General features: G+C 36.5%; 25 protein-coding genes and 1 pseudogene. 16 read left to right on the top strand and 10 right to left on the bottom strand.

Features of this window, described 5'->3' with window-relative positions; genetic code table 11:
- Positions 1–922 (top strand): type IV secretory system conjugative DNA transfer family protein (locus tag B0A67_RS20290; RefSeq protein ID WP_242671000.1); only part of this gene is annotated, 922 nt, incomplete at its 5' end.
- Between the two features lie 434 nt (positions 923–1,356).
- Here the strand turns inward: B0A67_RS20290 and B0A67_RS20285 are convergent.
- Together B0A67_RS20285 and B0A67_RS20280 are read right to left on the bottom strand one after the other, a co-directional pair.
- Positions 1,357–1,971 (bottom strand): hypothetical protein, encoded by a 615-nt coding sequence (locus B0A67_RS20285; protein ID WP_242670999.1) that lies wholly within the window; start codon positions 1,969–1,971, stop codon positions 1,357–1,359.
- Positions 1,962–3,191, bottom strand: coding sequence for an ATP-binding protein (locus B0A67_RS20280; RefSeq protein ID WP_072965306.1), 1,230 nt, complete (start codon positions 3,189–3,191; stop codon positions 1,962–1,964). The genes B0A67_RS20285 and B0A67_RS20280 overlap by 10 nt, the downstream gene beginning before the upstream one ends.
- Before the next feature lie 521 nt (positions 3,192–3,712).
- Between B0A67_RS20280 and B0A67_RS20275 the strand changes: the two are divergent.
- From B0A67_RS20275 to B0A67_RS20225, 10 genes and pseudogenes are all read left to right on the top strand, one after another.
- Positions 3,713–4,392, top strand: a pseudogene (locus B0A67_RS20275) (TIGR02391 family protein).
- 420 nt (positions 4,393–4,812) lie between these two features.
- A complete protein-coding gene (locus B0A67_RS25245; RefSeq protein WP_242670998.1) occupies positions 4,813–4,992 on the top strand; it encodes a single-stranded DNA-binding protein in 180 nt (59 codons plus the stop codon).
- Between the two features lie 237 nt (positions 4,993–5,229).
- On the top strand, positions 5,230–6,291 hold the full coding sequence (locus B0A67_RS20260) for a DUF932 domain-containing protein (protein WP_089069574.1): 1,062 nt from the start codon (positions 5,230–5,232) through the stop codon (positions 6,289–6,291).
- 47 nt (positions 6,292–6,338) lie between these two features.
- Positions 6,339–6,545: a hypothetical protein gene (locus tag B0A67_RS20255; protein WP_242670997.1), complete on the top strand. Its 207-nt coding sequence runs from the start codon at positions 6,339–6,341 to the stop codon at positions 6,543–6,545.
- Between the two features lie 4 nt (positions 6,546–6,549).
- Positions 6,550–7,089: a prtrc system protein e gene (locus B0A67_RS20250; RefSeq protein ID WP_072965253.1), complete on the top strand. Its 540-nt coding sequence runs from the start codon at positions 6,550–6,552 to the stop codon at positions 7,087–7,089.
- Complete coding sequence (locus B0A67_RS20245; protein WP_072965252.1) at positions 7,083–7,301, top strand: PRTRC system protein C; 219 nt, start codon at positions 7,083–7,085, stop codon at positions 7,299–7,301. The genes B0A67_RS20250 and B0A67_RS20245 overlap by 7 nt, the downstream gene beginning before the upstream one ends.
- A 56-nt stretch (positions 7,302–7,357) precedes the next feature.
- Positions 7,358–8,446 (top strand): hypothetical protein, encoded by a 1,089-nt coding sequence (locus tag B0A67_RS20240; RefSeq protein WP_072965251.1) that lies wholly within the window; start codon positions 7,358–7,360, stop codon positions 8,444–8,446.
- On the top strand, positions 8,443–9,159 hold the full coding sequence (locus B0A67_RS20235; RefSeq protein WP_072965250.1) for a PRTRC system protein B: 717 nt from the start codon (positions 8,443–8,445) through the stop codon (positions 9,157–9,159). The genes B0A67_RS20240 and B0A67_RS20235 overlap by 4 nt, the downstream gene beginning before the upstream one ends.
- Positions 9,156–9,959, top strand: coding sequence for a PRTRC system ThiF family protein (locus B0A67_RS20230; protein WP_072965249.1), 804 nt, complete (start codon positions 9,156–9,158; stop codon positions 9,957–9,959). The genes B0A67_RS20235 and B0A67_RS20230 overlap by 4 nt, the downstream gene beginning before the upstream one ends.
- Before the next feature lie 936 nt (positions 9,960–10,895).
- Positions 10,896–12,062: a sensor histidine kinase gene (locus tag B0A67_RS20225; protein ID WP_242670996.1), complete on the top strand. Its 1,167-nt coding sequence runs from the start codon at positions 10,896–10,898 to the stop codon at positions 12,060–12,062.
- A gap of 167 nt (positions 12,063–12,229) precedes the next feature.
- On the opposite strand, the gene B0A67_RS20220 is transcribed toward B0A67_RS20225, so the two are convergent.
- The 7 genes from B0A67_RS20220 to B0A67_RS20190 all read right to left on the bottom strand — a co-directional run bounded on the left by B0A67_RS20220 (position 12,230) and on the right by B0A67_RS20190 (position 18,691).
- Complete coding sequence (locus tag B0A67_RS20220) at positions 12,230–13,246, bottom strand: cytochrome-c peroxidase (protein ID WP_072965248.1); 1,017 nt, start codon at positions 13,244–13,246, stop codon at positions 12,230–12,232.
- A 64-nt stretch (positions 13,247–13,310) separates the two neighbouring features.
- Positions 13,311–14,177 (bottom strand): MbnP family protein, encoded by an 867-nt coding sequence (locus B0A67_RS20215; RefSeq protein ID WP_072965247.1) that lies wholly within the window; start codon positions 14,175–14,177, stop codon positions 13,311–13,313.
- A 37-nt stretch (positions 14,178–14,214) separates the two neighbouring features.
- The gene (locus B0A67_RS20210) at positions 14,215–14,598 is read right to left on the bottom strand and encodes a hypothetical protein (protein WP_072965246.1); all 384 of its coding nucleotides are present in this window, start codon (positions 14,596–14,598) and stop codon (positions 14,215–14,217) included.
- 5 nt (positions 14,599–14,603) lie between these two features.
- Entirely contained in the window at positions 14,604–16,583 is a 1,980-nt protein-coding gene (locus B0A67_RS20205) for a TonB-dependent receptor plug domain-containing protein (protein ID WP_072965245.1), read from the bottom strand.
- 4 nt (positions 16,584–16,587) lie between these two features.
- A complete protein-coding gene (locus B0A67_RS20200; protein WP_072965244.1) occupies positions 16,588–17,511 on the bottom strand; it encodes a hypothetical protein in 924 nt (307 codons plus the stop codon).
- A gap of 272 nt (positions 17,512–17,783) precedes the next feature.
- Entirely contained in the window at positions 17,784–18,161 is a 378-nt protein-coding gene (locus tag B0A67_RS20195) for a hypothetical protein (protein ID WP_072965243.1), read from the bottom strand.
- Between the two features lie 116 nt (positions 18,162–18,277).
- On the bottom strand, positions 18,278–18,691 hold the full coding sequence (locus B0A67_RS20190) for a hypothetical protein (protein WP_072965242.1): 414 nt from the start codon (positions 18,689–18,691) through the stop codon (positions 18,278–18,280).
- Between B0A67_RS20190 and B0A67_RS20185 the strand changes: the two genes are divergently transcribed.
- The 5 genes from B0A67_RS20185 (at position 18,685) to B0A67_RS20165 (ending at position 23,183) form a co-directional block, all read left to right on the top strand.
- The gene (locus B0A67_RS20185) at positions 18,685–19,746 is read left to right on the top strand and encodes a DUF932 domain-containing protein (protein WP_089069573.1); all 1,062 of its coding nucleotides are present in this window, start codon (positions 18,685–18,687) and stop codon (positions 19,744–19,746) included. The genes B0A67_RS20190 and B0A67_RS20185 overlap by 7 nt on opposite strands.
- A 441-nt stretch (positions 19,747–20,187) precedes the next feature.
- Positions 20,188–21,087 (top strand): DMT family transporter, encoded by a 900-nt coding sequence (locus B0A67_RS20180; protein ID WP_072965178.1) that lies wholly within the window; start codon positions 20,188–20,190, stop codon positions 21,085–21,087.
- Between the two features lie 221 nt (positions 21,088–21,308).
- Positions 21,309–21,551, top strand: a complete 243-nt coding sequence (locus B0A67_RS20175) for a hypothetical protein (RefSeq protein ID WP_072965179.1) — start codon at positions 21,309–21,311, stop codon at positions 21,549–21,551.
- A gap of 9 nt (positions 21,552–21,560) precedes the next feature.
- Positions 21,561–21,818 (top strand): hypothetical protein, encoded by a 258-nt coding sequence (locus B0A67_RS20170; RefSeq protein ID WP_072965180.1) that lies wholly within the window; start codon positions 21,561–21,563, stop codon positions 21,816–21,818.
- 768 nt (positions 21,819–22,586) lie between these two features.
- Positions 22,587–23,183: a reverse transcriptase domain-containing protein gene (locus tag B0A67_RS20165; protein WP_207557364.1), complete on the top strand. Its 597-nt coding sequence runs from the start codon at positions 22,587–22,589 to the stop codon at positions 23,181–23,183.
- A gap of 394 nt (positions 23,184–23,577) precedes the next feature.
- On the opposite strand, the gene B0A67_RS20160 is transcribed toward B0A67_RS20165, so the two are convergent.
- On the bottom strand, positions 23,578–23,859 hold the full coding sequence (locus B0A67_RS20160) for a transposase (RefSeq protein ID WP_072965182.1): 282 nt from the start codon (positions 23,857–23,859) through the stop codon (positions 23,578–23,580).
- Between the last annotated feature and the right edge of the window lie 180 nt (positions 23,860–24,039).

Raw genomic sequence — 24,039 nt, 5'->3', positions numbered from 1 at the left:
ACTGATTTATCTTAAAATTTCCAGACGTATCAGTTTGTTTAAAATCGATTTGAAGCCTGCCTATTTAAATAACGTAATGGATCAGTTGGAGGGTCAAATTGCTTCTGCAAAAATTGCCATGGCACGGCTTTCCTCTCCACAATTGTATTATGTTTTATCGGGCAGCGATTTCACATTGGATATCAATAATCCGGACGAACCGAAAATCGTTTGTATGGGTAATAATCCGCAAAAAATCCAAATATATGGAGCAGTGTTGTCACTTTATGTAAACCGATTGGTAAAACAAGTGAACCAAAAAAGCAAACAGAAAAGCAGCCTGATATTCGATGAATTTCCAACAATTTACCTCAACAATATGGACAGTTTGATTGCTACTGCCAGAAGCAATAAAGTAGCAACTTTTTTGGGTATTCAGGATTTTAGCCAATTGCGTAAAGACTATGGACGGGAACAGGCGGATGTTATTATGAATATTGTTGGGAACTTAGTCAGCGGACAGGTTACAGGTGATACTGCCAAACAATTATCAGAGCGTTTTGGGAAAATTATGCAGGACAGGGAAAGCCTTTCCATCAATAGCGGAGATACTTCAATCAGTCGGTCCAAACAATTAGAATCTGCTGTACCACCGTCCAAAATTTCCGGACTTAGTTCCGGTGAATTCGTGGGTATGGTAGCCGATGACCCTGATTGTAAAATAGAACTTAAAACTTTTCATTCTGAAATAGTAAATGACCATGAAGCATTGAAAAAAGAACAAGATAATTATGTCGACATTCCAGTTATCCGTAAAGTAGACAATTCAATGGTGCAGCGCAATTATCTGCAGATAAAAAAGGATATCAAGGATATTATTTATGCTGAAAAGGAAAGATTGTTAAATAATCCTGAATTGAAGCATTTAATCATTAACAAATAATTCTAATGCTATAAAAGATCTTACAACTCACTATTTTTAAAAAATATATGGGCTTGGACTTATTGCTATAAACTCGATAAAAGTAAAAGAAATGAAGCAGGTTAGAAATTCAAACGAAAATATATTTGCTTGCCATGCATGAAGCAGTGATAGGCATCAAAATAAATTACTGTATATAAAAGAATATTCCCAAACGCTCTTAAAGCAGAAAATTTATCTTTAAGGGAGATGCCATCAGCAAACAAAAATTGCAACATTACAGGAATCACAGACTAAAACCTAATATCAAGATTAAATACAAAATCCTTTTTTTTGAGCCGGATATTTATCCAGATTTTGGAAGATAAATAGCATCATTAGCCACGTCAATTTTTATAAAAAAACAAAAAACACTTCATTGTTTTTAACGCAATGAAGTGTTCTTCAATTTTATTTTAATCTACAGTAAAATTAGTTTGGACCTTTAACTCAACACCAATTTTATCTTTTAAAATCTTCTTTTGTATCATTTCTGATTGATGTGTACGAAAGAATGACTTATTTGAAACAATTGGCTCAATAATTATATGAGAAAGATTTGGATGATGCTCTTTAAAACTTAAGATAGTTTCTTCAAATTTTCTTCTTGCGTCAATCAGCCAGTCACCTTTTGGACGATTTTTAATTTCAAAAAACAATATCCATTCATCATCTTTATATAAAAAACCTTCACACCTTTTTATTATCCCTCTGTCAATTGTATTTACGTTATCGGAAGAAAATTCATTAATACTGCTATTGTCATCGCTAACATCATATGTTCCAGTCCTGAATATATCCAGACAGTAGTCAATTGCTTTATATTTTATTTCTATATTTTTTGGATTTTCAATCGTAAAATCCCATTGATTTTCATTGTCTAATAAAACAATTGCAGGTATGCGTGTATTTGCATTTGCATCACTTATCCCAAAGCGATCATTGGAAAAAGGAAAATGACATTGAATAGATTTGGTTTGACAATTACCAACTTGATTATTACAAGGCACTGAAAAAAAGTTTATTTGCATAATTCGTCTTCGATATCTAATAAGTTAGAAAAAAGTTCATTTGATTCTGCAAGAACATCGTTCAGATAGTTTTTGTCTGAAGGAAGACCTTTGTAAGTTTCCAGTTTTGTAATGATACCATTTGTTTCTTCCAATTGATATACAACTAAATTATTTCCATTAATTGTAGAATTTAATGGGACGATTTCATTTAATCTATTTTTTAATTCAGCAGATGATTTTTTAGCTTTATCTTTTAATTTATCTGCTTCAACAGCCAATGTTAGATAATTTATTAAATACGGACTATGTGTTGTCATTATCAACATATTACTTCCGTTATTATACGCTAATAAACTATTCAATAACAATCTTTGTGAACTTGGAAATAAATTCTGTTCGGGTTCTTCAACAATATTGACAAAGTACCTACTGACATATTTTTCATTTATTCTTTTTTCTTTTGTTCGTATTGTTTTTTCATCAAGCCCTAACTTATTCAACTCTTTTAATTCATTATTTCTGCGAATAGTTTGATCTGTGCTTAATAATTCCAATAATTTCTTTTCTCCCTGCTTTACAAATTCAATTAAATATTTTGTTACCCAGTATAATGGTACTATTGAGTGAAAGCCGCTTGACGCATCAGAAAGTTTTAATCGTTTACCCCCATCAAATTCGAGATAGTTTTCATCTTCTTTTGGGTCATAAACAACTTTGGTATCGTTTATAGGCAGTTCAATTGGTTTTCCTTTGTGAGAAAGTTGAGCGTTACGAAATTCAACAGAATAATTTTTTAAGCTTCCAACAATAAGGTCAGAAACCTTGTTGATATTAGTAATTGAACTTAAAAAATTCCGCTCTGCAGGAACATACATAATTTTAGGCTGCTTGACCGATTTATTATTTAGTTTTATTGCAGTAACAGAGTTTTCAGCAAAAACAATATGGTAAGAAACTCCTTTATATTCAATCTTTGTATCAGCAAATAAATAATTTTCTATTCTATGAAATTCAATAAGTTCAATAAAATAGTCAAAAGAAATATTACTAGCCTTTACATCTCCTCTTACCAATGCTTTCTCTAACCATATAAATGAAGAAATTAACTTTGCTAGTGTACTTTTTCCTGAGCCCTGATTCCCAATAAATACGGTGACTTTGTTTACCTCAAACCAGCCATCATTATCTTGATAGCCATCTTTAATCGGTCCAAAACTCTTAATTTTTAATTTAATCATTTTTCAAAAGGTAAGTTAAGCAAATTTACATAATTTATAAATGAAAAACTAAGAACAATCATCAATGTTATTTACAAAGAACTCTTTGGTTACTTAAATTTTTACGAAATATTATTTACTTAAACTCCATTTCTTTAGTATAAAATAATCTTTTTCTAAATGTCCAAAATTGGTAAGTGACCAACAGCTACTTATTCTAAACAAATAAAAAAATATTAAAAATCAAGCATTTATGTTATTTTTGTTGTCGTTTCTAAAACCGGATACTGCCGGATAAGAGATTCTTCTATTTTACAAGTTGCCGGATAATTAAATAGAACAGCCTTGAAAATATTTTTGTCTTTAAAAACAGTTATTAACGAAACTTTATTAAATCTAAAAAATTATGGACAAAACAGTTATACGACGACCAGTGACCAGTGTTTGAACCTCATATTTTAGAGGGTATTTGCAAAACAATTGGGCACACAAATGATGGATTAACGGGTCCGGAAATTGGTCAAACATTACGTAATTGTGATATGATCGATGTAGATCCTTCAAATACTAAATGGAAAAGATTGTATAATGCATTTGCCCAGTGGCAGAATAAAAATCAATGTTCAAATCATATCTTAAAATTTATTCAAGTCGCTATGCAGCCTGTGAGATACATAGGAAAAGAGGCTGTATTTCAAGACAGAAGAATAGAATTAAATAAGAGACTTTCATTCGTTGGATTTGAGTTGACAGAAACTGGAAAATATAGAAACATTAATAAATCAACTACCATTTCTGAAGCAGAAGAAAGAGCAAATCGCTTCAGACATAAGTTAGAAACCAGAAATGTTCATCGCTTTATCTTTGATTATTGCAAAGCTGAGTTATTAGTCGAAAATTATTTTCATTCTGTCTTTGAAGCTGCTAAAAGTATAGCAGACAGAGTACGGGATATTACAGGGCTTCAAAATGACGGAAATGCATTGGTGGAAACAGCTTTTTCTACGACAACTCCATTAATAAAAATAACGAGTTACAAAATGATACTGATAGAAGTGAGCATATCGGATTGTGCAATCTTATCAAGGGCATATTTGGATTAATAAGAAACCCAACTGCTCATGAGCCTAAGATAAAGTTTATCATAACAGAAGACGAAGCACTTGATGTAATGGGAACAATATCATATATACACAAACGCCTGGATAAAATAATTATTTAGTGGCTTCTAAATACTATTTTTTTTCTTTCATAAAAATACCTCCTAATCTGATACCGAAAGTGTCAGATTTTTTTTGTCTCAAAAAATACTGCACAAGTCTTCTTTAAGTCTATTAATAATTTACAGATTATTATTAATGACCAAAGCCTATTTACATTCCAATCAAAGTCCATTAAGAAATTTACTTATAGCTTTCACTCGAAACGGACTAAAAGGGCAGCTAAGATAGTGACTTAAGCATGCCTCGTGCGCATAATGGCGGCGCTCCCCTTGCCACCCTTCGGGACTTATAGCACTTACCCATCCTTAAGCCACTGGCATCTTGCTTTCTTTTTTCCCGTTTTTTCGTTTTGAAAACATTTTTTGTGGGAGCAGGATTAGAGAGAAAGTAAATAATAGTAATCCTTAAAAATTAAAATTATGGAAATCACAGGACGATTAACAGCAGATGCATCAGTTCAAAAAGTGAACAATGACAAACAAGTGGTCAATTTCAGTATTGCCATCAATGACAATTACAAACCAAAAGGCAGTACCGAGCTAAAGGAAGTCGTAATCTATATCGAATGTTCCTATTGGTTGAATACTGCTACAGCGTAGTGGCTGAAAAAAGGGACACTCGTACAGCTCTTTGGGCGTGTAGGTTTAAGTGTATACAATAACAGCGAAGGTGTAGCGGTGGGCAGTTTGACATTTCACACCGACAATATTAAAATTTTGGTTTTCCCAAAAAAAGTAGAAAGTACTGAATCCAATTCAGCAGTAAAGGAAAAGAAAGCAAAAAAAACAGCAGACGTACCTTTTTAATAATAGCATCATCACTTACAATGTAGCATCATGGGACACAATATAAATTACAACGAGCAGTCAGGAAAACACAGTTTTTTCAGTACTAAACAAAAAGCATGGCAAAATTTGGGGCAGATTATTACCGATTACCCAACAAGCGCCGAGGCAATTGCGCACGCAGGTTTGGATTATGAAGTAGAAAAACGTAAAATTTTCACAACCAGTTCAGCCGAAATTATTTTGGACAAGCAAACCATTCTGAGTAAAATAGAAGTACCAAATTACTACAGTACGGTGCGGACCGATAATGATGCCGTACTCGGCGTGGTCGGCAAAGACTACCAAATCGTACAAAACAGGTACGCCTTTTCTTTTTTTGACAGCATCGTAGGCGGTGACGGTATCCTATACGAAACCGCAGGGGCACTCGGAAAAGGGGAACGCATTTTTATAACCGCTAAACTCCCTGATTATATCAGGGTTGGCAACGATGATTTGATTGAAAAATATCTTTTCCTGACCACTTCCCACGACGGAAGCGGAAGCATTACCGCAGCATTCACGCCCATACGAATTGTATGCAACAATACCCTTAATGCCGCTATGAACAATAAAACCAATACCGTGCGCATTCGTCATACCTCCAATGCCAAACAGCGTTTGGAACAGGCACACAAAGTAATGGGCATATCCGATACGCTTTCTGCGCAGATGGAATCCATTTTTAACCATTGGACAAAAATCCGAATCACGGACAATGAAGTAAAAAAACTGATACAGTCCGCCCTTGTTCCTAACAAGGAGGTGCTCAAAACCATACAAGATGGTAAGGAAGAGGATCTCTCCACTTGTTTTACCAATATGGTCGATAATGCTTTTGAATATGCCATGAGTAACCCCACACAATTGATGGACACCACCAAAGGAACTGTCTTTGGCGTATATAATGCAGTCACAGGCTATTTTCAGAATGTGAGAAATTACAAAGATGATGAAGCCAAATTAACTTCTCTTTTGATGGGTGGAACAGGACAGATTCGCACACAATCCGCTTTTAACCTTTGTCTGGATTTTGCCTCTAAAGGTTCCGATTCCTTGATTCTTAATTAGCTAATGGGGACAGGCAGTCCCTGCCTGTCCTTTTAAATCCTGAGAACATGATACAAATAGAAGATAAAAACGGAGAAAACGTTGAGGTTGCCAATTTAACCCAAGCCATTGAGCAGGCAGATTATTTCAGAAATTTTGCCCATGCGGACAAACTCTTTGAAAAGTTTGATAAAAAACGGCAAGCCTATTGGCAGGACATGTACGAAAAGTTAGTAGCGATTAGCAATTTACATGTAGAACAAAATAAAGAGTAAAGCAATGGAAACCAATTTTTTTAAATCAATTCTTGCCTTGCAGGTAGCAGGGAATTGGAAAATAAACATAGCCAGAGAAGAGGCAGACAAGCTCATTGTATCAGTATTGTTTTTTAACGATACCATTGGCGATGATGCCCGTAAAAAAGTACCGCCTATTCTGCTAAAAGGTACAGCAGAGGAACTCGACAATGGATTTTTTCAGGCAATCGCAGAGCCTGTGCAAGATACCGCACAGCTTTTTGCCAATATGGAGCAGTTCCTCAAAGAAAAGGAACAGGCAAAAGTGAGTTCGAAGATGGAAAAAGACAACATTCTCAAAAAAGATAAGGAAAAATCCGAATTGCAGAAACAGTACGAATCAGTCATGAAAAAAGCAGAGGAACTCGAAACGGCAGGTAAATTTAAAGAGGCATGGATGAAAGTCCCACAGGCTGACCTGTATCCTGAATACAAGGACATCATTCACGCCCGCAAAGCCGAACTCTCCGACAAGTTCCCCATAGACCTTTTCAATGACCCTAAAACCGAAGAGCCATGTTAACAGCTACCACCTTAGAGCGCATCTTTATCTTCAGGGATAAAGAGCAGGAGATTTGCCTTGCCGACCCATCGCCATCATTCAGTCCTGAAGCGGTACTGAACTTTTATGCGCAGACCTATCCGATTTTAACCACGGCAACCATAGAAGGACCAAGTATAAACAACGATGCGGTGCAGTATAAATTTATATCACAAATCGGCACAAAAGGATAAACTATGAAAACGAAAAGTAGGACAGGCAGTATCCAACTGCCTAAAAACAAAAAGCTATGCAGACTATACAGACAGCTAGGGGAATTCGCAGAAAACACAAACCGATTACCCGACTCGCAGGAAGTAAAAAAGAACCCCAACAGCTCAGCTCCGCTCGAACTCCTGCCGATGGTTTTCTAAGGTATTCCTTTTTACCATTGTTCGAAAAAGGCAAAAAGTTACCCGACCAATTGCAGGTAGAAAATGATTTTTTCAATTCGTTTGCTATCCTGACAAGGCTGTACGGTTTTGAAACAATAGATATAAACAAATCCTATCCGTATAATATCCTCTTGGTATACGCAGACATTCAGAAACAGCTTATTAAAGCGGGGCAGGATATTCAGCTCAAAATAATACAGGATGATGATGGCACGGTAAAATTAGCAACGAATCACATCTATAACACAAGTAATACTTTGTATTATATTCCTGTATTGCCGTTATTCCGATTGTTACAAAACAGGGAACAGAAACAAACCGCTGAAGTATTGCTCTCTGTTTTTGCTTATCTCTACCATATCGCAGGGATTCCGTATTACAGGGAAGACAGCAGTTATCTGTATTATCACTATGAATGTATGGAAGAATGGCTTTTAGAGGATTTACAGGATGAGGAGTCTGAATCGGGTAACAGCATGGTTTCAGAATTGAATAAGGCTGTTTATTATGGGGACATAGTGCTCCGTAAATTGTACAATCCCTATCATTTGAAAGCCTTTGAGAAACGTATAGGAAATTATAAACCAAGCAACTCTTTTGAAAAGGACTGCCTGAGTGTTGGCAGACAAACATTGGCATTACTTCGCGAATATCCGAGCGATACTATTTTCAGGAATACTTCCAATCGGGAATTTGACAGTGATGAAGGGATTGTAAGGGCAGAACAATACATCTCTTTCATAGCCGACAGTGATGGATTATTGTACGAGAATATCGCACGGGTTGTCAATGACGAATTTAATGAATACTCCGAAATGGAAGAACCGACAGTACTGCAAATCTATGATACCCAAAACGAACTGTCCAATACGGCACTTGATTTTGAGTACAGATTGTTTCCGCTCCTAAATGATTTATGCACCATCTTAAATAATATGCCATGAAAGATATAACGCAAAAATTCGGAACATTATACAATCCTGTAAAAGCCTTTGTCGTCTATCAGAAAAATTCCACTGAAAAATCCATTTATGTGGAAGCCTATGACATGGATAAAAACGGCTTTCCCATCAATGCCCATCCCTTAAGCCTTAAGGAAAGTACACAGCTTGCGGGTGCCTTGGACACTTCCGAAGAACTGACACGCAGATTCTTAAAACCATCGGGACTGCTTCCCAAAAATATACTGTATCTAAATCCGGAGCAGGGCGGTTATGCCGTTTGGTACACGCCTGCCCAAAAAGTCGATTTGTTTTTCGTGGAGGGCTTAGGCATTGCAAACGGTAAAGCCTTTGTACCGCCCTTATTATGGAAAGCTTCAAAAAACACTTTATGCATTTATGCAATGGACACTGATACACAAATAAACGAAAACACTGCTCTTTATCATGCCCCTTTTTTTAATTTGTATAAAGACGGTAAGGTCTGCCTCGGTACAGTATCAGTTAATATAAAGGCAGATTGTCTCTTGGAAGAATTTCTTTACTTATGGGAGCAGTATTTTTTTAACAGCTATTTCAGCCACCTGATTGGGGATACAAGTACCGTCAGGACTAATATAGTCCAATTATGGCAGAATCTTGTAAATTCAAAAAAACGTTTCCCTCTGAAATCCTTACTTAAAAATGGTTTAACAATTAAAAGTCTATTATCATGAACTCGCTCAAACCCATGCATTATACAGCCAATTACCTGATAAACCCAGCCAATCCAATAACGATAAACCTCATTGGCGCAGGAGGAACAGGAAGCAGGATGCTGACAGAACTCGCTAGAATGAACCACAGCCTTATCGCTTTGGGGCATGCAGGATTACACGTCAATTTATTTGATGATGATGTGGTAACCACAGCCAATCAGGGCAGACAGCTTTTTGCAGATGCTGAGGTAGGACTTGCCAAAGCCGTAGCCCTTATCAATCGTGCCAACCGTTTTTTTGGAACGAATTGGAAAGCTGTAACCGAGCAATTCTCAACCACTAACTTGAAATCCCTGCCCAATCGTGGCAGGGCAAATATTTATATCAGCTGTGTGGATACTGTATCTGCTCGTTTCAATATTGCAGATTACTTACAGCATGACGCCCAAAACCATGATTTTCAGCGCAGTATACCCTTGTATTGGTTAGATATTGGCAATGCCCAAAATACAGGGCAAGCGGTATTGTCCACTATTGGAGAAATCAACCAGCCGAATTCCAATTTGTACAGGACTGTTTCCAATCTTCCGATGGTTACAGACGAATTTAAGAAACTGCTCGAAGAGCAGACCGATAACAATGAGCCGAGCTGTTCCCTTGCCGAAAGCTTGGAAAAACAGGATTTGTTTATCAATAGCACGCTTGCCAACATGGGAGCATCGTTATTATGGAAATTATTTCGTGAGGGCATGACTGCCCAAAGGGGATTTTTTCTGAATCTTGGCACTTTAAGGTTAGAACCTGTAATGGTGGGCTGAAAAGCCCGCCGCCCCACAATTGGGCTTCCTTTGGTCGGCAATTGCGGGGCGCTTTAAAAACGGAACAACATCGTTAGCTACATTGCTCATTATGCAATCGCAATATAGCAGACGATGTTTGTGTATTTAGTATTTTTATTTTCAGACATCTATAATAATCCTTAAAGATGTCTACAGGCAATCCCAGCTTAAGCAATCTAATCCATCCATTAAAATATAAACAAAAGATCAAATGTTTTAAAAATTGCCACTTTGATTTTTATATCAGAACGTAGCACAGGAGTTTTTACAAAATTAGAAATCAGGGATTTATAAAAATTACGACAGTTGCCTTCTAATTTTAAGGCTGACAAAATTTTCAATTACCACTTTTTTAATGATTCAATTTTAGCCCTATAAATTTATATCATGGAAATACTCAAGAAAAAAGTAAGAAGTTGTTAGGAAAAATATCAATAAGCCTTTATTTCTATATTTTATTTTAAGTCCGGAATTTAATTAACTATATTGGAATCATGAAAAATTCTATTAAATTAATATAATACTAAATTATGTAATTTAAAATAAATTCGAAGAAAAACTAAATCTTTCTCCGATGTACGATAATTTGTTGCTTTTAAAAGACATTGTGGATAATACCCCCTTACCAATAGCTGTTTATACAGGTAATGAACTAAAAATAGAACTGGCCAATCCCGCTATGATACAAGCCTAGGGGAAAGGAGATCAGGTTATTGGAAAAACATACCTTGAAGTACTTCCTGAAATTAAAAACCAGCATTTTTTTGGACAGGCACTCAGTGTGCTTAAAACTGGAATAGCTTTTCATGCTATAGACAAAAAAGTGGATCTTGTAGTTGATGGTGTATTACAAACCTATTACTTTAACTACAGTTTTATCCCTCTTTTTAATAAAGATGCAAAATATACGGTGTGATGAATACAGGAGTGGATGTAACGGACCTGCACCTGGCAAAGCTGCAGACCCAAAGCGCAGAGGAAAGGCTCAGAATGGCCATTGACTCCTCAGGTATGGGGACCTATGAAATAGACCTTGCTACCAAAAAAATCAAAACTTCGGGAAATTTCAATACGATCTGGTCTATCGACGGGGAAATAGCCAACGAGCAGCTCATCGCAAAACTGCACCCCGAGGATCAGGCACTGCGCGAGAAAGCGCACCACCAGGCACAGAGAACAGGAAAAATGTGCTATGAGGCCCGCATCGTAAAAGAGGACCAGAGTATTAAATGGGTGAAGATCAATGGTAAAATCATCAAGGACGAGAATGAAACCCCTTCCACTATTATCGGCATTATCCAGGATATCCACGAGCAGAAAGAATTTGAAGAGGAATTAAAAAACAAGGTAGATCAAAGCACTCAGGAGCTCAGAAGATCCAATGATGATCTTTTGCATTTCGCTAATGTAGTGAGCCATGACCTGAGGGAACCTGTTCGTAAAATTAAATTTTTCAATACGCTGCTGCGAAATGAAAAGGTAATGGTTTTTAATGAGAATTCCAAAAAACACTTTGATAAAATTGATCAGTCCACCCAGAGAATGAACAACATCATAGAGGGAATACTGGCATACTCAACACTGGACAAAACCATGCAGCCTATTGAAAAAATTGATCTCAACGAAGTAATTGAAAACATAAAAACAGACCTGGAGCTGATCATAAAAGAAAAAGGCGCCATACTGATCACCAGTGTATTCCCGGAAATAGAAGGAGCACCAATACTGATCAGCCAGCTTTTCTACAACCTGATACAAAATGCGCTTAAATTCTCCAAAGCCGATGAGCCCCCAAGGGTTATTATCACCTGCTCAGAGGTAAATATTAACCGCAGAGCTACCCTAGAAATTACAATCAAGGATAACGGCATAGGGCTTGATGCGGCTTTTGCCGAGAAAATTTTTACTGCCTTTGAAAGACTGCACTCCAAAGACCAGTACGAAGGCAACGGGCTTGGTCTGGCACTCTGCAGAAAAATAGCCAAAAGACATGGCGGCAGCATTAGTGCCACAGGAGAAGAAAATAATGGAGCGGAATTTAAAGTTATCCTGCCCATGAGACAAACTGGCGATAGTATTTAATTTCTTAAATACATCTATAAAATTAAGCAGGAATTCCGATCATGAACTTTGGTATTCTGCCTTAAACAGATTTCCTTTTTTGATCTCTGCTGATCATATACTGGCTATCAAAAACATTTTGGCTACTAATCAAAATAACATTTCGAGCTTTTAAATTGTAGTTATAATTAATTTCCTAAGAACTCACTATCATTTAATGTTTTCATAAACACAATAAGATTATTTTTTTCTTCTTCGGTTAGTGGAATTCGTTTACTGTTATCTTTAAAAATCGGATCAAGGTTATCAGCGTCCAAAACACCATTATCAAAATAATCCAAAACAGATCTTAAATCAGCAAACTGTCCAAAACTCCCATATGGAGCCGTGTATGCTATATTTCTTAAAGTAGGAACGCGAAAACTCATAAAATCAGAAGAAATTCCGGTAACTCTACCGCGTCCTGCCTCATTGGTATTCGTGTTTAAAGGAAAACCGATATTTCTAAAGCTTTGATCGGTAAATAATTCCCCAGCGTGACAACTGGCGCATTTTTGCTGAAAGGTTTGATATCCCTGCAATTCGCCTGCTGTAAAAGAGGCTGTATTTTGTTTTACCTTATCGTATTTGCTGTTGGCAGAAATTAAAGTATACTCAAATTGCGCAATACTTTTATAGATTCTATCCGGTGTAATATTGGCATCTCCAAAGGCTTTTTGAAACAAATCTTTGTAAGGTACATCGTCTTTAATTTTACCAATCACTTCCAAAATAGAAGAATCCATTTCTTCATGGGTGATAATAGGAACCAGAGGCTGCGTTTCAAGCTGCAGTTTGCTTCCGTCCCAATTGTAAAATTTCAAAAAAGCCAGATTTTGAAGCGATGGTGTATTACGAAGTCCTACTCTGCCTTCAATACCGACAGCCTTCGGATTATGATCTGTAAAAGCATTTGCCTGGATATGACAAGTAGAACAGGAAATAGAATTATCTGCACTAAACCTTTTTTCCGAAAAAAGTTTTTCTCCCAATTCCACACCGTATTTAGTGGGCTTGTTTTGGCTAAAAAAAGCATTAAACTGAGGAAATCCCGATGGAATATTGAGCGAAATTTCGGGATTATCAATAGCAATCATATCAGAGTCATCATTGTTGCAGGATGCAAACAACATGGAAAGTAATAGGATACCGATTATTTTTTTCATTATAAATGAGTTTAAAAACAAAACCGCCTGACCTGTGAAATTCAGACGGTTCTGGAATATGAATTTAGTTTTCTACGCTTGTTACAGAAAACATTCCTGAGATATCACTTGATCCGTTTCCTGCTAAATTATCCACAAACTTTACCATTTGGGCAGCAGTATGAATATTTGGCGTTGCATTATCATTCATCCCTGTTCCGGTTGACAAAGTAATTGTATTTGCTTTTCCGCTCAATAATTTATCAAAATCAGCTTTAATTTTAATTTTCGGAGCTTTGCTGCCCACAACTGCATTTGTTGTCAGGTTTAAAGTTATGTCTCTGTAAGCATTCACACCCTGAGTGTAGTTTGGCGCAGTTCCTTCCACTGTACTTCCTGTATGAATTGACATTGCTTTATTATCAGCATCATAAAAACCTTCTACTTTTGTAAAACGGTAACCGCTTCCCCATTCCCACATCATTTCTGTATCGTTAGCTCCGGCCGCAGCATAGAAATTAGGAAACCTTACCTGATCTAAAGTATTTTGTTCTGGTTTAATACCCAAACCAAATTTAATCTGCTTGTAAGTGGCAGACGGCACATTGCTCAAAACATAACTCAATGTTGCCGTTTTTGCCTGATCGATTACTGTTGCTCCTTTATCCAGATCATTTACGTTGTACGGCACTTCATCTCCGTTATCTTTTACAAGACGAATATTGCTGATCACATATTTCAATTCTGAAAAATGATGCACCTGCCCTGTAGCTGATGTATTTACTGTAGCTGTTGCTGAAGCTGCATTGCCCAGAACAATAGTGTTATTCTTGAAGGTATTGTTGAATTCTAACGTTACATTGTTTGCTGCGGGATTATCGTCATCACTTGAACACGATACGAATGCCAATGAGGCAATGGATAATAAAAGGTATTTTTTTAAATTTTGCATTTCTTTTGATTTAATTTTTGTAATTCTACTTATTAGTTTATACAGGGTAACGATAACTCAAAATAGGTGGTGGTACAAAAATTTCCAAACAGGGTTCTACTTGCCCAAATTCCCTATAAAATAGTATTTTATTAGAATTTATGGCTTTTAAAACAAGAACTTTAAATTCAATATTCGAAATCAAAGTCATGTCTATTTTTTTGCCAATACTGGTCAGTTCCAAATCCGTGTTATCTGATTTTTCTAATTCTTTCTTTAAGTGGCATTTACCATGGCATTGCAGTTCCGGTCTGGTTTTGTTGACGCAAAACTCCTGTTCTATGTTTTTCTGATCTAGTTTAAAGTGTACAATAATGAGTGCCTGCTGGAAAGAAACCAGCAGAAACAGCATTGTCATTGTGATACTGAAAACTTTTTTCATTTTTATTAGAAATTGAATTTTAAAGAAGTGAAAATATTGCGCCCCATTCTTGGGATATTTCCCCAGTCTGCATAAGTGCTGTAATATTCATTTAATAAATTCTCGGCGCCAACCTGAAAAATAGTCCTAACTTTATTGATTTTAAAATTATAATCGGCTGAAATATTCCAGATTTTATAAGCCGATGTCAGGTCTTCCCCGTATTCGGGACTGTAATTAATCTGTTCAAAATCACCATTTACAGAAGTCTGGATGCCAAAATTTTTGTGTAAAAAATGAAGCGAAGTCTGATAACTAAGCGGACGTATAAAAGGAAGATTTCCTCCCTGATCATCCATTCCGCGGGCATAAGTCAATACGCCTTTCCAATGCAGATGCGGCAAAATATCATAACTTACATTCATAGACATATTCAAAAGCGTTGCATAATCTAATGACGTATAGCCTTTTACTCCAACTGATTGGTAATTCATCGGGCTTCCCATACTTAAAACCCTTCCTATGATATAATTCTCAATATAGAAGTAATTGATTTTAGCCTGAATGCTTAATTTTTCGTTTTTAAAGCCTGCACTGGCATTTCCTTCATAGGAAATCTCATTTTTCAAATCAGGATTTCCTATATAATCGTAACGGTCAAAACTATTGTAGATGTAATATCCATACCCTTCAGAAACAGAAGGGGCTCGGTGCCCGTAACCTGTCCCTATAGAAAAATTAAAATGATCAATATCCAGATTATAACCTGCATGCAGACTAGGCAGAAACCTTGTTTTTTCCTGCGGTGCTCCGGGATGAAAAATCCAGTTGAATTCTACATATTTGGAGTAATTATAATTAACTCCCAATGAACCGCCCAGATTTATCTGGCTTTTCTCTGAAATATCCCAGGAATTATTCATCGAAAGTCCCCCATAACGAGTCGTTACCCAAGGCCAGCTGTAGGCAAACATGGTTCTTTTACTTCTATCCTGCGGATACATTCTCATTTCGGCAATAGAGAGATTATCATAAGCATTGAGTTGTATTTCAGATGAATAACGGTTCTTTTTCAAGTTGGCTTTAGAAACCAGTCCATAAGTGGTGCTCCAGCCCGGCATGTCCATGTGAACCAGATTTTCAGGACGTGTAGTATCATCCATATAATGTTCAATGGCATTAAAATAAACTTTTGTATCGACCACTTTTACTACTCCTTCTTCAAATAACTGCTTATAAGAAGCAGATGTAATAAGTGCTCTTGAAAGCGATAAATCCATTGGCAGTGCCGGATAACCAACATCTTTTGCCATATCAAAAATTGCATCAACTCTTAGGGCTGATAAATCAGTTGTTTTATAGGCAAAACCCAATGAAGTGTTGAATTTTTTATATTGCGAATGTTTTACTTCCTCGTTGTTTCCATCATAATAATCGTCTGCTTTTCGGTATGAAATACTTCCTTCGGCTACAAATTTTTCAGCTGAATACGCCACATTTCCAAGATTGAAAAACTGTTTGTTATTAAACTCAAACCCACTTTGGTAGGCTCCGTTCCATTTTTTTTCCAGGCCAAACGGTGTACTTTTTCTTTTTAAATCAATACTTCCGGCAACAGTGGCGCCGTGAAGACTTCCTTCCTGCCCTGATTTTATATCAATAGTCGAAAGATTATTGCTCTCCACATAAGAGGTTACCGGGTCCATTTTATCGGTACAAGCCCCAAAAATGTGCATCCCGTCAATGGTCACGGTAGAACGTTCTGTACTCATATTATTTAGCAGCGGTTCCCATGCATAAGCGCCGCGTTTGATAAAGCTGATATTATCTGATGACGACAAAAATTCATCAACAGAAACTGCCATTTTCATTTCGGTTTCGATTTTCTTTTTGGCGGCATTTTTTACCTGCACTTCTTCTAAGTTTTTTATAGTGTCGTGATGTACATGTGTATTTTGGGCAGTTACAGACATTCCCAAAAAAAATAACATTTTTAAATATCTCATGCTCTTAGAATAATGTATCAATATAAAGTTCACTTTTCACTCCTTCAACTCCGGGTGTAAAATCTGTTGGAACAACGGTTCCTTTTATAATCAGCCCATTTTGATTCATCATAATTAAATTCAAGGTCCAGTTTCCTGTCATTGTATAATTGACCACTCCATGATACAAACCATCGTTTTGCTGTGTCAAATCCTGATTATTTGGCGAAGAATGATTTCCCATTGAAGGTTCCGGCATTCTTGGGTCTAATTTTAAAGTATAACCGCTCACCTCTGAATAAGAATATTGAGAAGGATCCGGAAAAGTTCCTGCAGGAGCAGTTGGTGTATTGTATTTGTAAATACCGGCAACTAACTTATTTTCTGAGACTGTCGGTTTTTGAGGCGAAACCAATGCAATAATATATTGCTGGTCATCCTTTCCGGTAAAGGCTGTCATATTGAGATTTTGGTTGCTTTGCTTTTCAACCGAAATATCTTTACTAATGTCATATTTCTGATTATCAGCAGTAAAACTCACATATAATTTCCAGGTGTTTGCGCTAGCGCTTTCACTTGTAAATACAACATACCCGGCGAAATATTTAGTAGCCGCATCATATTGAAGCGTGAAATCATGCGGACAAGATGTTTTACCTCCATCAGTGCTGCTCAGAATGGGCAAAAAAGTTACTTCAGAGGAACTTACATCCTGATTGGTCTGCGTATTTGTAATTTTTAAATGAAGTTCGTTGTACCCCTTAAAAAATGTTCCGTTTAAAGCTTCAATGCTTATTTTATAAGTACCGCTGGTAAACGAAACGGCTTCTTTAAACTCATAATATTCCGGGACTTCAGAGCCTGTTTCGGCCTCATAATCTGTTTTATCGATGGTGCAGGAAGTAATTACACAAAATAGTGCAATGACTAAAATTTTAAAAGATTTCATTGGTATGAGTGTTAAAAAAACTGTTTAAAATACAGCACAAAGCGATCAGATTTTGAAAATCAAAAACAAGCCAGAGTGCCATGAAATTGGAATAGATGTTTTTTTTAATTGAAATAATACAGTTCAGGTATATTTTCAAATACGGCAATACGATCAACAGTTTCCGGAGTAAAAAAAGAAAGGGCAAATAAAAAAATACATCACACTTTTTTGAATCATTGAATATTTACAATGACAGCAAATTTTTACAAATTAAAAACTGAAATATTGATCTATGCCAACCAGAGGGGAGGGTGAAAAGTAAGATTAGAAGCCCTGACAGGTTTCTTATCGGATAAAATAGAAGTATTTTCTTTTGGTTCAACAGCAGCAACAAGTGCAAAGCTGACTTCAGCAGTGCTTTGAACGTAAACAAGCTCTAATTTATCTTTTAGGCTGTCCTGCATTTTTCTTTCGTTATCAGAATATTTTTTGATGCTTTTTTGAAGTTCACATCGGCCATTACAGCTGTTAAATACTAATTTACGCTGCACACAAATGGTTTTAGAGATCTCTTTCTGATTGAGTTTGAATGAGCCATATACAAACAAGCTGCCAAATGATGGCGATAAAATTAAAATGGAAAGCACTATGATAATTACCCTTTTCAATTGCTTGTTTACTTATTTATTCGTGCAAAAATACGTCATTTTTACATTTATTTTAATAAAACGTTTTTTTTTTATTAAACAAAAATTCATTACATACCACAAATTTTGGTCTATACTTAGAATCCACTAATTGTAAGTGGAATGTAGTAATGAGCACTCATATTGTGTGTGCTGTTAGTGTACACGATACCAAAATAATACTCCCCATTTTCCCAGGTTTTCTCTCCTTGAATATTATTCGGAGTTGTGTTGTTGTCAATAGCTGCACCAATTATCATTTCTTTAGGACTATAGTTAGGAAGTCCCACATAATTTGTGAACGTTCCCACCTCGGCCATATTATCGTATTCTCGGAGGTCTGTGACAATAACTTTAGAAAAGTCTATGTCTTGTACTGATTCGGGTAAATGACCAGCACTCTTTTTCACAAGTATTGTGTACAGTATCCCTTTGTCCTTAACTTTACTGATATCCACAAAGGCTTTAAGTTTTTCATCTTTTTTAAATCCTTTATCATCCCCTAGTGGCACACAATATAAATTACAGCGAGCAGTCAGGAAAACACAGTTTTTTCAGTACGAAGCAAAAAGCATGGCACAATTTGGGGCAGATTATTACCGATTACCCAACAAGCGCCGAGGCAATTGCGCACGCAGGTTTGGATTATGAAGTAGAAAAACGTAAAATTTTCACAACCAGTTCAGCCGAAATTATTTTGGATAAGCAAATTATTCACAATAATATAGAAGTCCCAAATTACTACAGTACGGTTCGCACCGATAATGAAGCCGTACTCGGTGTGGTCGGCAAAGACTATCAAATCGTACAAAACAGGGATGCCTTTTCTTTTTTTGACAGCATAGTAGGCGGTGATGGTATCCTATACGAAACCGCAGGGGCACTCGGAAAAGGGGAACGCATTTTTATAACCGCTAAACTCCCTGATTATATCAGGGTTGGCAACGATGATTTGATTGAAAAATATCTTTTCCTGACCACTTCCCACGACGGAAGCGGAAGCATTACCGCAGCATTCACGCCCATACGAATTGTATGCAACAATACCCTTAATGCCGCTATGAACAATAAAACCAATACCGTGCGCATTCGTCATACCTCCAATGCCAAACAGCGTTTGGAACAGGCACATAAAGTAATGGGCATATCCGATATGCTGTCTTCGCAGATGGAATCCATTTTTAACCACTGGACAAAAATCCACATCACGGACAATGAAGTAAAAAAACTTATACAGTCTGCCCTTGTTCCGAGTAAAGAAGTGCTCAAAACCATACAAGATGGTAAGGAAGAGGAACTCTCGACTTGTTTTACCAATATGGTAGACAGTGCTTTTGAATATGCCATGAGCGACCCGACACAGCTTATGGAAACCACCAAAGGAACTGTCTTTGGGGCATACAATTCTTTGACAGGCTATTTTCAGAATGTGAGAAATTATAAAGATGAAGAGGCTAAATTAACTTCCCTTTTGATGGGTGGAACAGCGCAGATTCGCACACAGTCCGCTTTTAATCTTTGTCTGGATTTTACCACTAAAGGTTCGGATGCCTTGATTCTTAATTAACCAATCAGGACAGGCAGTTCCTGCCTGTCCTTTTAAATCCTGAGATCATGATACCGACATCGCTTGTAGGAAAACCTGAGTATATTGCTTGTAAGCCTTAATAGTGTTCGGCGAATAGCGTTGCAAAGCCATACGCTCAGTCATCACCAATATCAATGCTTCGCTATCCATACCTTAATAACGAAGAAACTAAGTAGTTTGTTTCGCTATCCAGCAAATATAAAATAGTTAACTTTCTGATTCACAAAAATATTGCTAATTTTATAGATGCACATTACGCAACACGAGTATAGAGGCGGTTTAGCGAAATGACGTTTCGCTAATTGTGTTGTTGGGCGCAATTTAAAAAATCGATGAAAGTCAATAAAAAAATACTTGATTGAATAGTTATATACAAATAAAAAGATTAAATTTGTCGAATTAAAAAAGCAGATACATTTTATGAGGCAATTCATTCAAAATAAATATTTTCTACTCATCTTTATTGCTATAATCTGGGGTTCTTCCTTTATACTCATAAAAAAAATACTACCAGTATTTGACCCATATCAAATCGGAGCTTTTAGGGCAGGATTGTCAGGCTTGCTTTTGTCATTTATTGGATTCCCAGCTTTGAAAAGAATGTCAAAAAAGGACGTTTTTTGGATTGCTCTATCAGGGTTATTTGGTAACTTTTTAGTGGTCTTTATTTTTCCTATTGCACAACAGGGCGTAAGTAGCTCATTGGCAGGAATCATAAATGCATTAGACCCAATATTCACACTCGTTTTAGGAGCAATTCTGTTTGGAATCAGAAATAAAGTTATTCAATATGCTGGAGCAATAATTGGATTTATAGGTGCTATCATTTTAGTTTACTCTTCCAATTCAGGAAATGGCGAAAATCATCTTTATTATACGGTTTTATTAGTTATAGGTTCGTCACTTTATGCCGTTGCTGCACTCATTATTGAAAAAAAATTACATCACATAAAATCGACAGATATATCAACAGGTATTTACACTATTTGGATGGTGCCATCTCTTTTAATTTTAAGTTTTTCAGGTTTTTTTACAGACATTGATTACAGCCAAAATGAAACTTTAACGGCTCTAGGCTATCTAGTCTTTCTAACCGTCATAAGCACTACTTTGGTAATGTTTTTGTTTTTCAAGCTTGTTCAAGATACCTCTGCGGTTTTTGTAAGTACCATTTCACTTTTATTACCAGTCGTCGCGGTAATTTGGGGGGTTTTGGACAAGGAGAAATTTACAGTTTGGTATGCAGTCGGTGGATTATTAATTTTGATTAGTGTATATCTCATTAGAGAAAAGAAAAACAAATCATTGGAAAAGGAATAAAAACTGCGCCCAACCGCCGTTTGGCAATATGGCGGGTTAAGGCTTAATTTGAAGTTGGTTTTGTATCTGAAAATTAGTGCTTATCGAAAGTTTCGGCTTCCTTAATCCGCCACATCGCCAAGCTGCCAAACGTTATGCCCAATGCTATGACTACAAGCAAAAACAACAAGACAGTGAAAATACGGACTTTACTTTTTTTGGCAATACTGACAATTTCTTGCGTGAATAAGCCAGCAGACAAAGTTGACTTTTTAGTGACTGAGAATAATGTTGGTGTATTTAAAAAAGGAATGACTGTCAAAGAAGTGTTGGACATCGTCCCTAAAGTCCATATTAAAAAAGTGGTTGACAAAGATAACTATGAAAATTCTTATGACGACTATCAATATTTTGACACAAGTAAGACTCATTTGCTTACACTGACACCAACTATACGAGATGACATTCAGAGCAAAATCAATTGAATATTAATTTTGGACAATAGGTTTAAAACCAATAAAAACATTGGACTTGGTTCAACATATGCAGACGTAAAAAACAATCATAAAATCACAGACATTGCTCCTGACTTGGAACACATAGTTTTGACTGTTGGAGAACTTAATGCTAGATTTAGCATTAATAAAAAACAGCTATTAGACAATTGGTGGGACGAAAGCAAGAAGAAAATTGACATTTCAAAAATCCCGGACACAGCGACATTTGATACGTTTGTAATATGGTGGAAATAAAGAAAAGCACAGGGCATAACAGGCGTTTGGCTCAATGGCGGCTGAAGTGGTTAATTGAACATTCTACCTCGTATAAACTTTTGTGGTATATTGACATTGAAGTGCTCCGAAATCCGCCACTGCGCCAAGCGCCAAAACGTGTGTGACTTGAACAATCGGCAATTTTCCGATTGGTGCTTTAAGACAGATGAGAGTAGGTCTCTCAGTGACGATTTTCAGGAATAGTTACTAAACCACCTTATGCTGCTAGTATTGGAAACATGCTGGTGGTGAGCGATAAGGAAAAACGGAAGCAATGACTTCTGTAGGTATGAATATAGTGAGTTGAATGCAAGTGAACCAATGATGAAGCTTCGTAAGCGCAATAAAAGATGTCCAAAATGGGTAGTTACGTTTGTACCTATGATAAGAGTGTATCGGAAACCTGATTATTGGGTACACGGCATCCGGGGTTAAGTTGGCAGGACACGTATTCAGGCTGTTTTAAGGAACAAGTGAACTCTACATCATTCTGTAAAATCATTTAGAGGTAGCAGACAAGAAAGGATGTGCTTGAGATGTAGGGGGCAGACTTTGTAGTAGTAGTGCAGAAGTTTTTGTAATGAAAATGGAGCGAAGGGCTAAGCATGTTAGGTTTCAAAACAATTTACAACCGTAAAAGGGATGATTGATTACTATGAGACAAAATCACAGCCAATAACCAAAGTAATGGTTTGGCAGGCATATAAGGAAGTAAAATCCAATGCTGGAAGTGGTGGAATAGACAAAATGAGTTGGGAATACTTGCAACAAAATGCAAGTACCGAACTCTATTTACTATGGAATCGCTTAAGTTCTGGGAGTTACTTTCCAAAACCCGTCAAACAAGTTGCAATACCTAAGAAAGGAGGTGGAGAACGTCTACTTCGCATTCCCGCAATTCTATATCGCATTGCACAGCAAGTAGCAAGAAAACATTTAGAACGAATTTTAGAACCTAAATTCCACCCGAATTCGTTTGGGTATCGCCCAAAACGCAATTGTCATCAGGCAGTAGAACAAGCTCTTGCCCATTCGTACAACCACGATTTTGCCATAGATTTGGATATCAAAGGATTCTTTGACAACATCGACCACGATCTTATGCTTAAAGCATTAGGTCATTATTGTTCGGATAAATGGATTCTGATGTATGCAGAAAGGTGGCTCAAAGCAGGCGTTGTACAGAAAGACGGAGATTTTAGTCCTTCGCTCTCAGGCACACCTCAGGGCGGAGTAATCAGTCCACTTTTAGCCAATTTTTTTCTGCATGTAGTATTTGACCCTAGAATAGCTTCTTGCTTTTCATACTTTTCAAGATTAGCAGTAAAATTATTTTTTATATAGCGTAATTTTGCTTTTGCTTTAGAACTTGCCTTTTCATTACCGGAGAGTTTTGCATCTATTTTAGCTACAGTTTTCTGAATTATCTCTTTACTGATTTCTTTGAATTCTGTTGGTTCCCGGTTTGGATCCTCTTCATTATTGATGCTTTGGGCATATTTCCATAATTCTTCCAACTGAGTCAGCATTTTAGCTTTGTTGGTTTTAATGCTGTTGCCCCACACAAAAGTGTACCTACCAGCCTGAGCTTCTATTTTTGTGCCATCTGTATAAATTTGTTTTAGGTTTACCAGCCCTTCTGATGCAAGCATTAAAACTACCTGCTTGAAGATTTCTTTAAAACTCTCTTTGAGTTTGTCACTTCTAAATCTATTAATTGTATTGTGATCAACAATAGTCATAGAAGTAAGCCACTAAAATTAATATTCTCGCGAAGTGCAAGTTCTATCTTTCGCGAAGAGTAAATATTAGTCATATAAGCATACAACATCACTTTGCGTAACATCTTGGGATGATAACCAGGATTGCCCTCTTTACTGTAGGCTTGTAAAAGAGGCTGGATATTTATTGACTCGACAATCTGATCAACTACTCGAACCGGATGTCCCTGTGGAATTAAATCATCAAACGAATAAGGCAAAAGTACCGTTTGTTGTTGGTTATAATGTTTGAATCTCATATATAATCAGTTACTTAACACTGATTAAATTTACAAAATTGTTAATGAAAATACAAACTAAAAAAAAGTAGCTGACTCAGTTTTGAGACAGCTACTTTTGTTTTTATGTTTAATTTCAATCAAGTGAAATTTTCAATTCAGGGTCTTTTTGATAATTATAAATTACTTTTTGTTAATTAC

Source organism: Flavobacterium aquidurense (genome assembly GCF_002217195.1).
Taxonomy (GTDB): domain Bacteria; phylum Bacteroidota; class Bacteroidia; order Flavobacteriales; family Flavobacteriaceae; genus Flavobacterium; species Flavobacterium frigidimaris.
The sequence above is the reverse complement of the archived record's forward strand: the minus strand, read 5'-3'. Positions and strand labels throughout refer to the sequence as shown.

What these genes read in the sequence shown, in the direction of transcription:
- B0A67_RS20285 (WP_242670999.1), bottom strand. Translation starts at nt 1,971, where the DNA reads ATGCAAATAAACTTTTTTTCAGTGCCTTGTAATAATCAAGTTGGTAAT.
- B0A67_RS20280 (WP_072965306.1), bottom strand. Translation starts at nt 3,191, where the DNA reads ATGATTAAATTAAAAATTAAGAGTTTTGGACCGATTAAAGATGGCTAT.
- B0A67_RS25245 (WP_242670998.1), top strand. Translation starts at nt 4,813, where the DNA reads ATGGAAATCACAGGACGATTAACAGCAGATGCATCAGTTCAAAAAGTG.
- B0A67_RS20260 (WP_089069574.1), top strand. Translation starts at nt 5,230, where the DNA reads ATGGGACACAATATAAATTACAACGAGCAGTCAGGAAAACACAGTTTT.
- B0A67_RS20255 (WP_242670997.1), top strand. Translation starts at nt 6,339, where the DNA reads ATGATACAAATAGAAGATAAAAACGGAGAAAACGTTGAGGTTGCCAAT.
- B0A67_RS20250 (WP_072965253.1), top strand. Translation starts at nt 6,550, where the DNA reads ATGGAAACCAATTTTTTTAAATCAATTCTTGCCTTGCAGGTAGCAGGG.
- B0A67_RS20245 (WP_072965252.1), top strand. Translation starts at nt 7,083, where the DNA reads ATGTTAACAGCTACCACCTTAGAGCGCATCTTTATCTTCAGGGATAAA.
- B0A67_RS20240 (WP_072965251.1), top strand. Translation starts at nt 7,358, where the DNA reads ATGCAGACTATACAGACAGCTAGGGGAATTCGCAGAAAACACAAACCG.
- B0A67_RS20235 (WP_072965250.1), top strand. Translation starts at nt 8,443, where the DNA reads ATGAAAGATATAACGCAAAAATTCGGAACATTATACAATCCTGTAAAA.
- B0A67_RS20230 (WP_072965249.1), top strand. Translation starts at nt 9,156, where the DNA reads ATGAACTCGCTCAAACCCATGCATTATACAGCCAATTACCTGATAAAC.
- B0A67_RS20225 (WP_242670996.1), top strand. Translation starts at nt 10,896, where the DNA reads ATGAATACAGGAGTGGATGTAACGGACCTGCACCTGGCAAAGCTGCAG.
- B0A67_RS20220 (WP_072965248.1), bottom strand. Translation starts at nt 13,246, where the DNA reads ATGAAAAAAATAATCGGTATCCTATTACTTTCCATGTTGTTTGCATCC.
- B0A67_RS20215 (WP_072965247.1), bottom strand. Translation starts at nt 14,177, where the DNA reads ATGCAAAATTTAAAAAAATACCTTTTATTATCCATTGCCTCATTGGCA.
- B0A67_RS20210 (WP_072965246.1), bottom strand. Translation starts at nt 14,598, where the DNA reads ATGAAAAAAGTTTTCAGTATCACAATGACAATGCTGTTTCTGCTGGTT.
- B0A67_RS20205 (WP_072965245.1), bottom strand. Translation starts at nt 16,583, where the DNA reads ATGAGATATTTAAAAATGTTATTTTTTTTGGGAATGTCTGTAACTGCC.
- B0A67_RS20200 (WP_072965244.1), bottom strand. Translation starts at nt 17,511, where the DNA reads ATGAAATCTTTTAAAATTTTAGTCATTGCACTATTTTGTGTAATTACT.
- B0A67_RS20180 (WP_072965178.1), top strand. Translation starts at nt 20,188, where the DNA reads ATGAGGCAATTCATTCAAAATAAATATTTTCTACTCATCTTTATTGCT.
- B0A67_RS20165 (WP_207557364.1), top strand. Translation starts at nt 22,587, where the DNA reads ATGAGTTGGGAATACTTGCAACAAAATGCAAGTACCGAACTCTATTTA.
- B0A67_RS20160 (WP_072965182.1), bottom strand. Translation starts at nt 23,859, where the DNA reads ATGAGATTCAAACATTATAACCAACAACAAACGGTACTTTTGCCTTAT.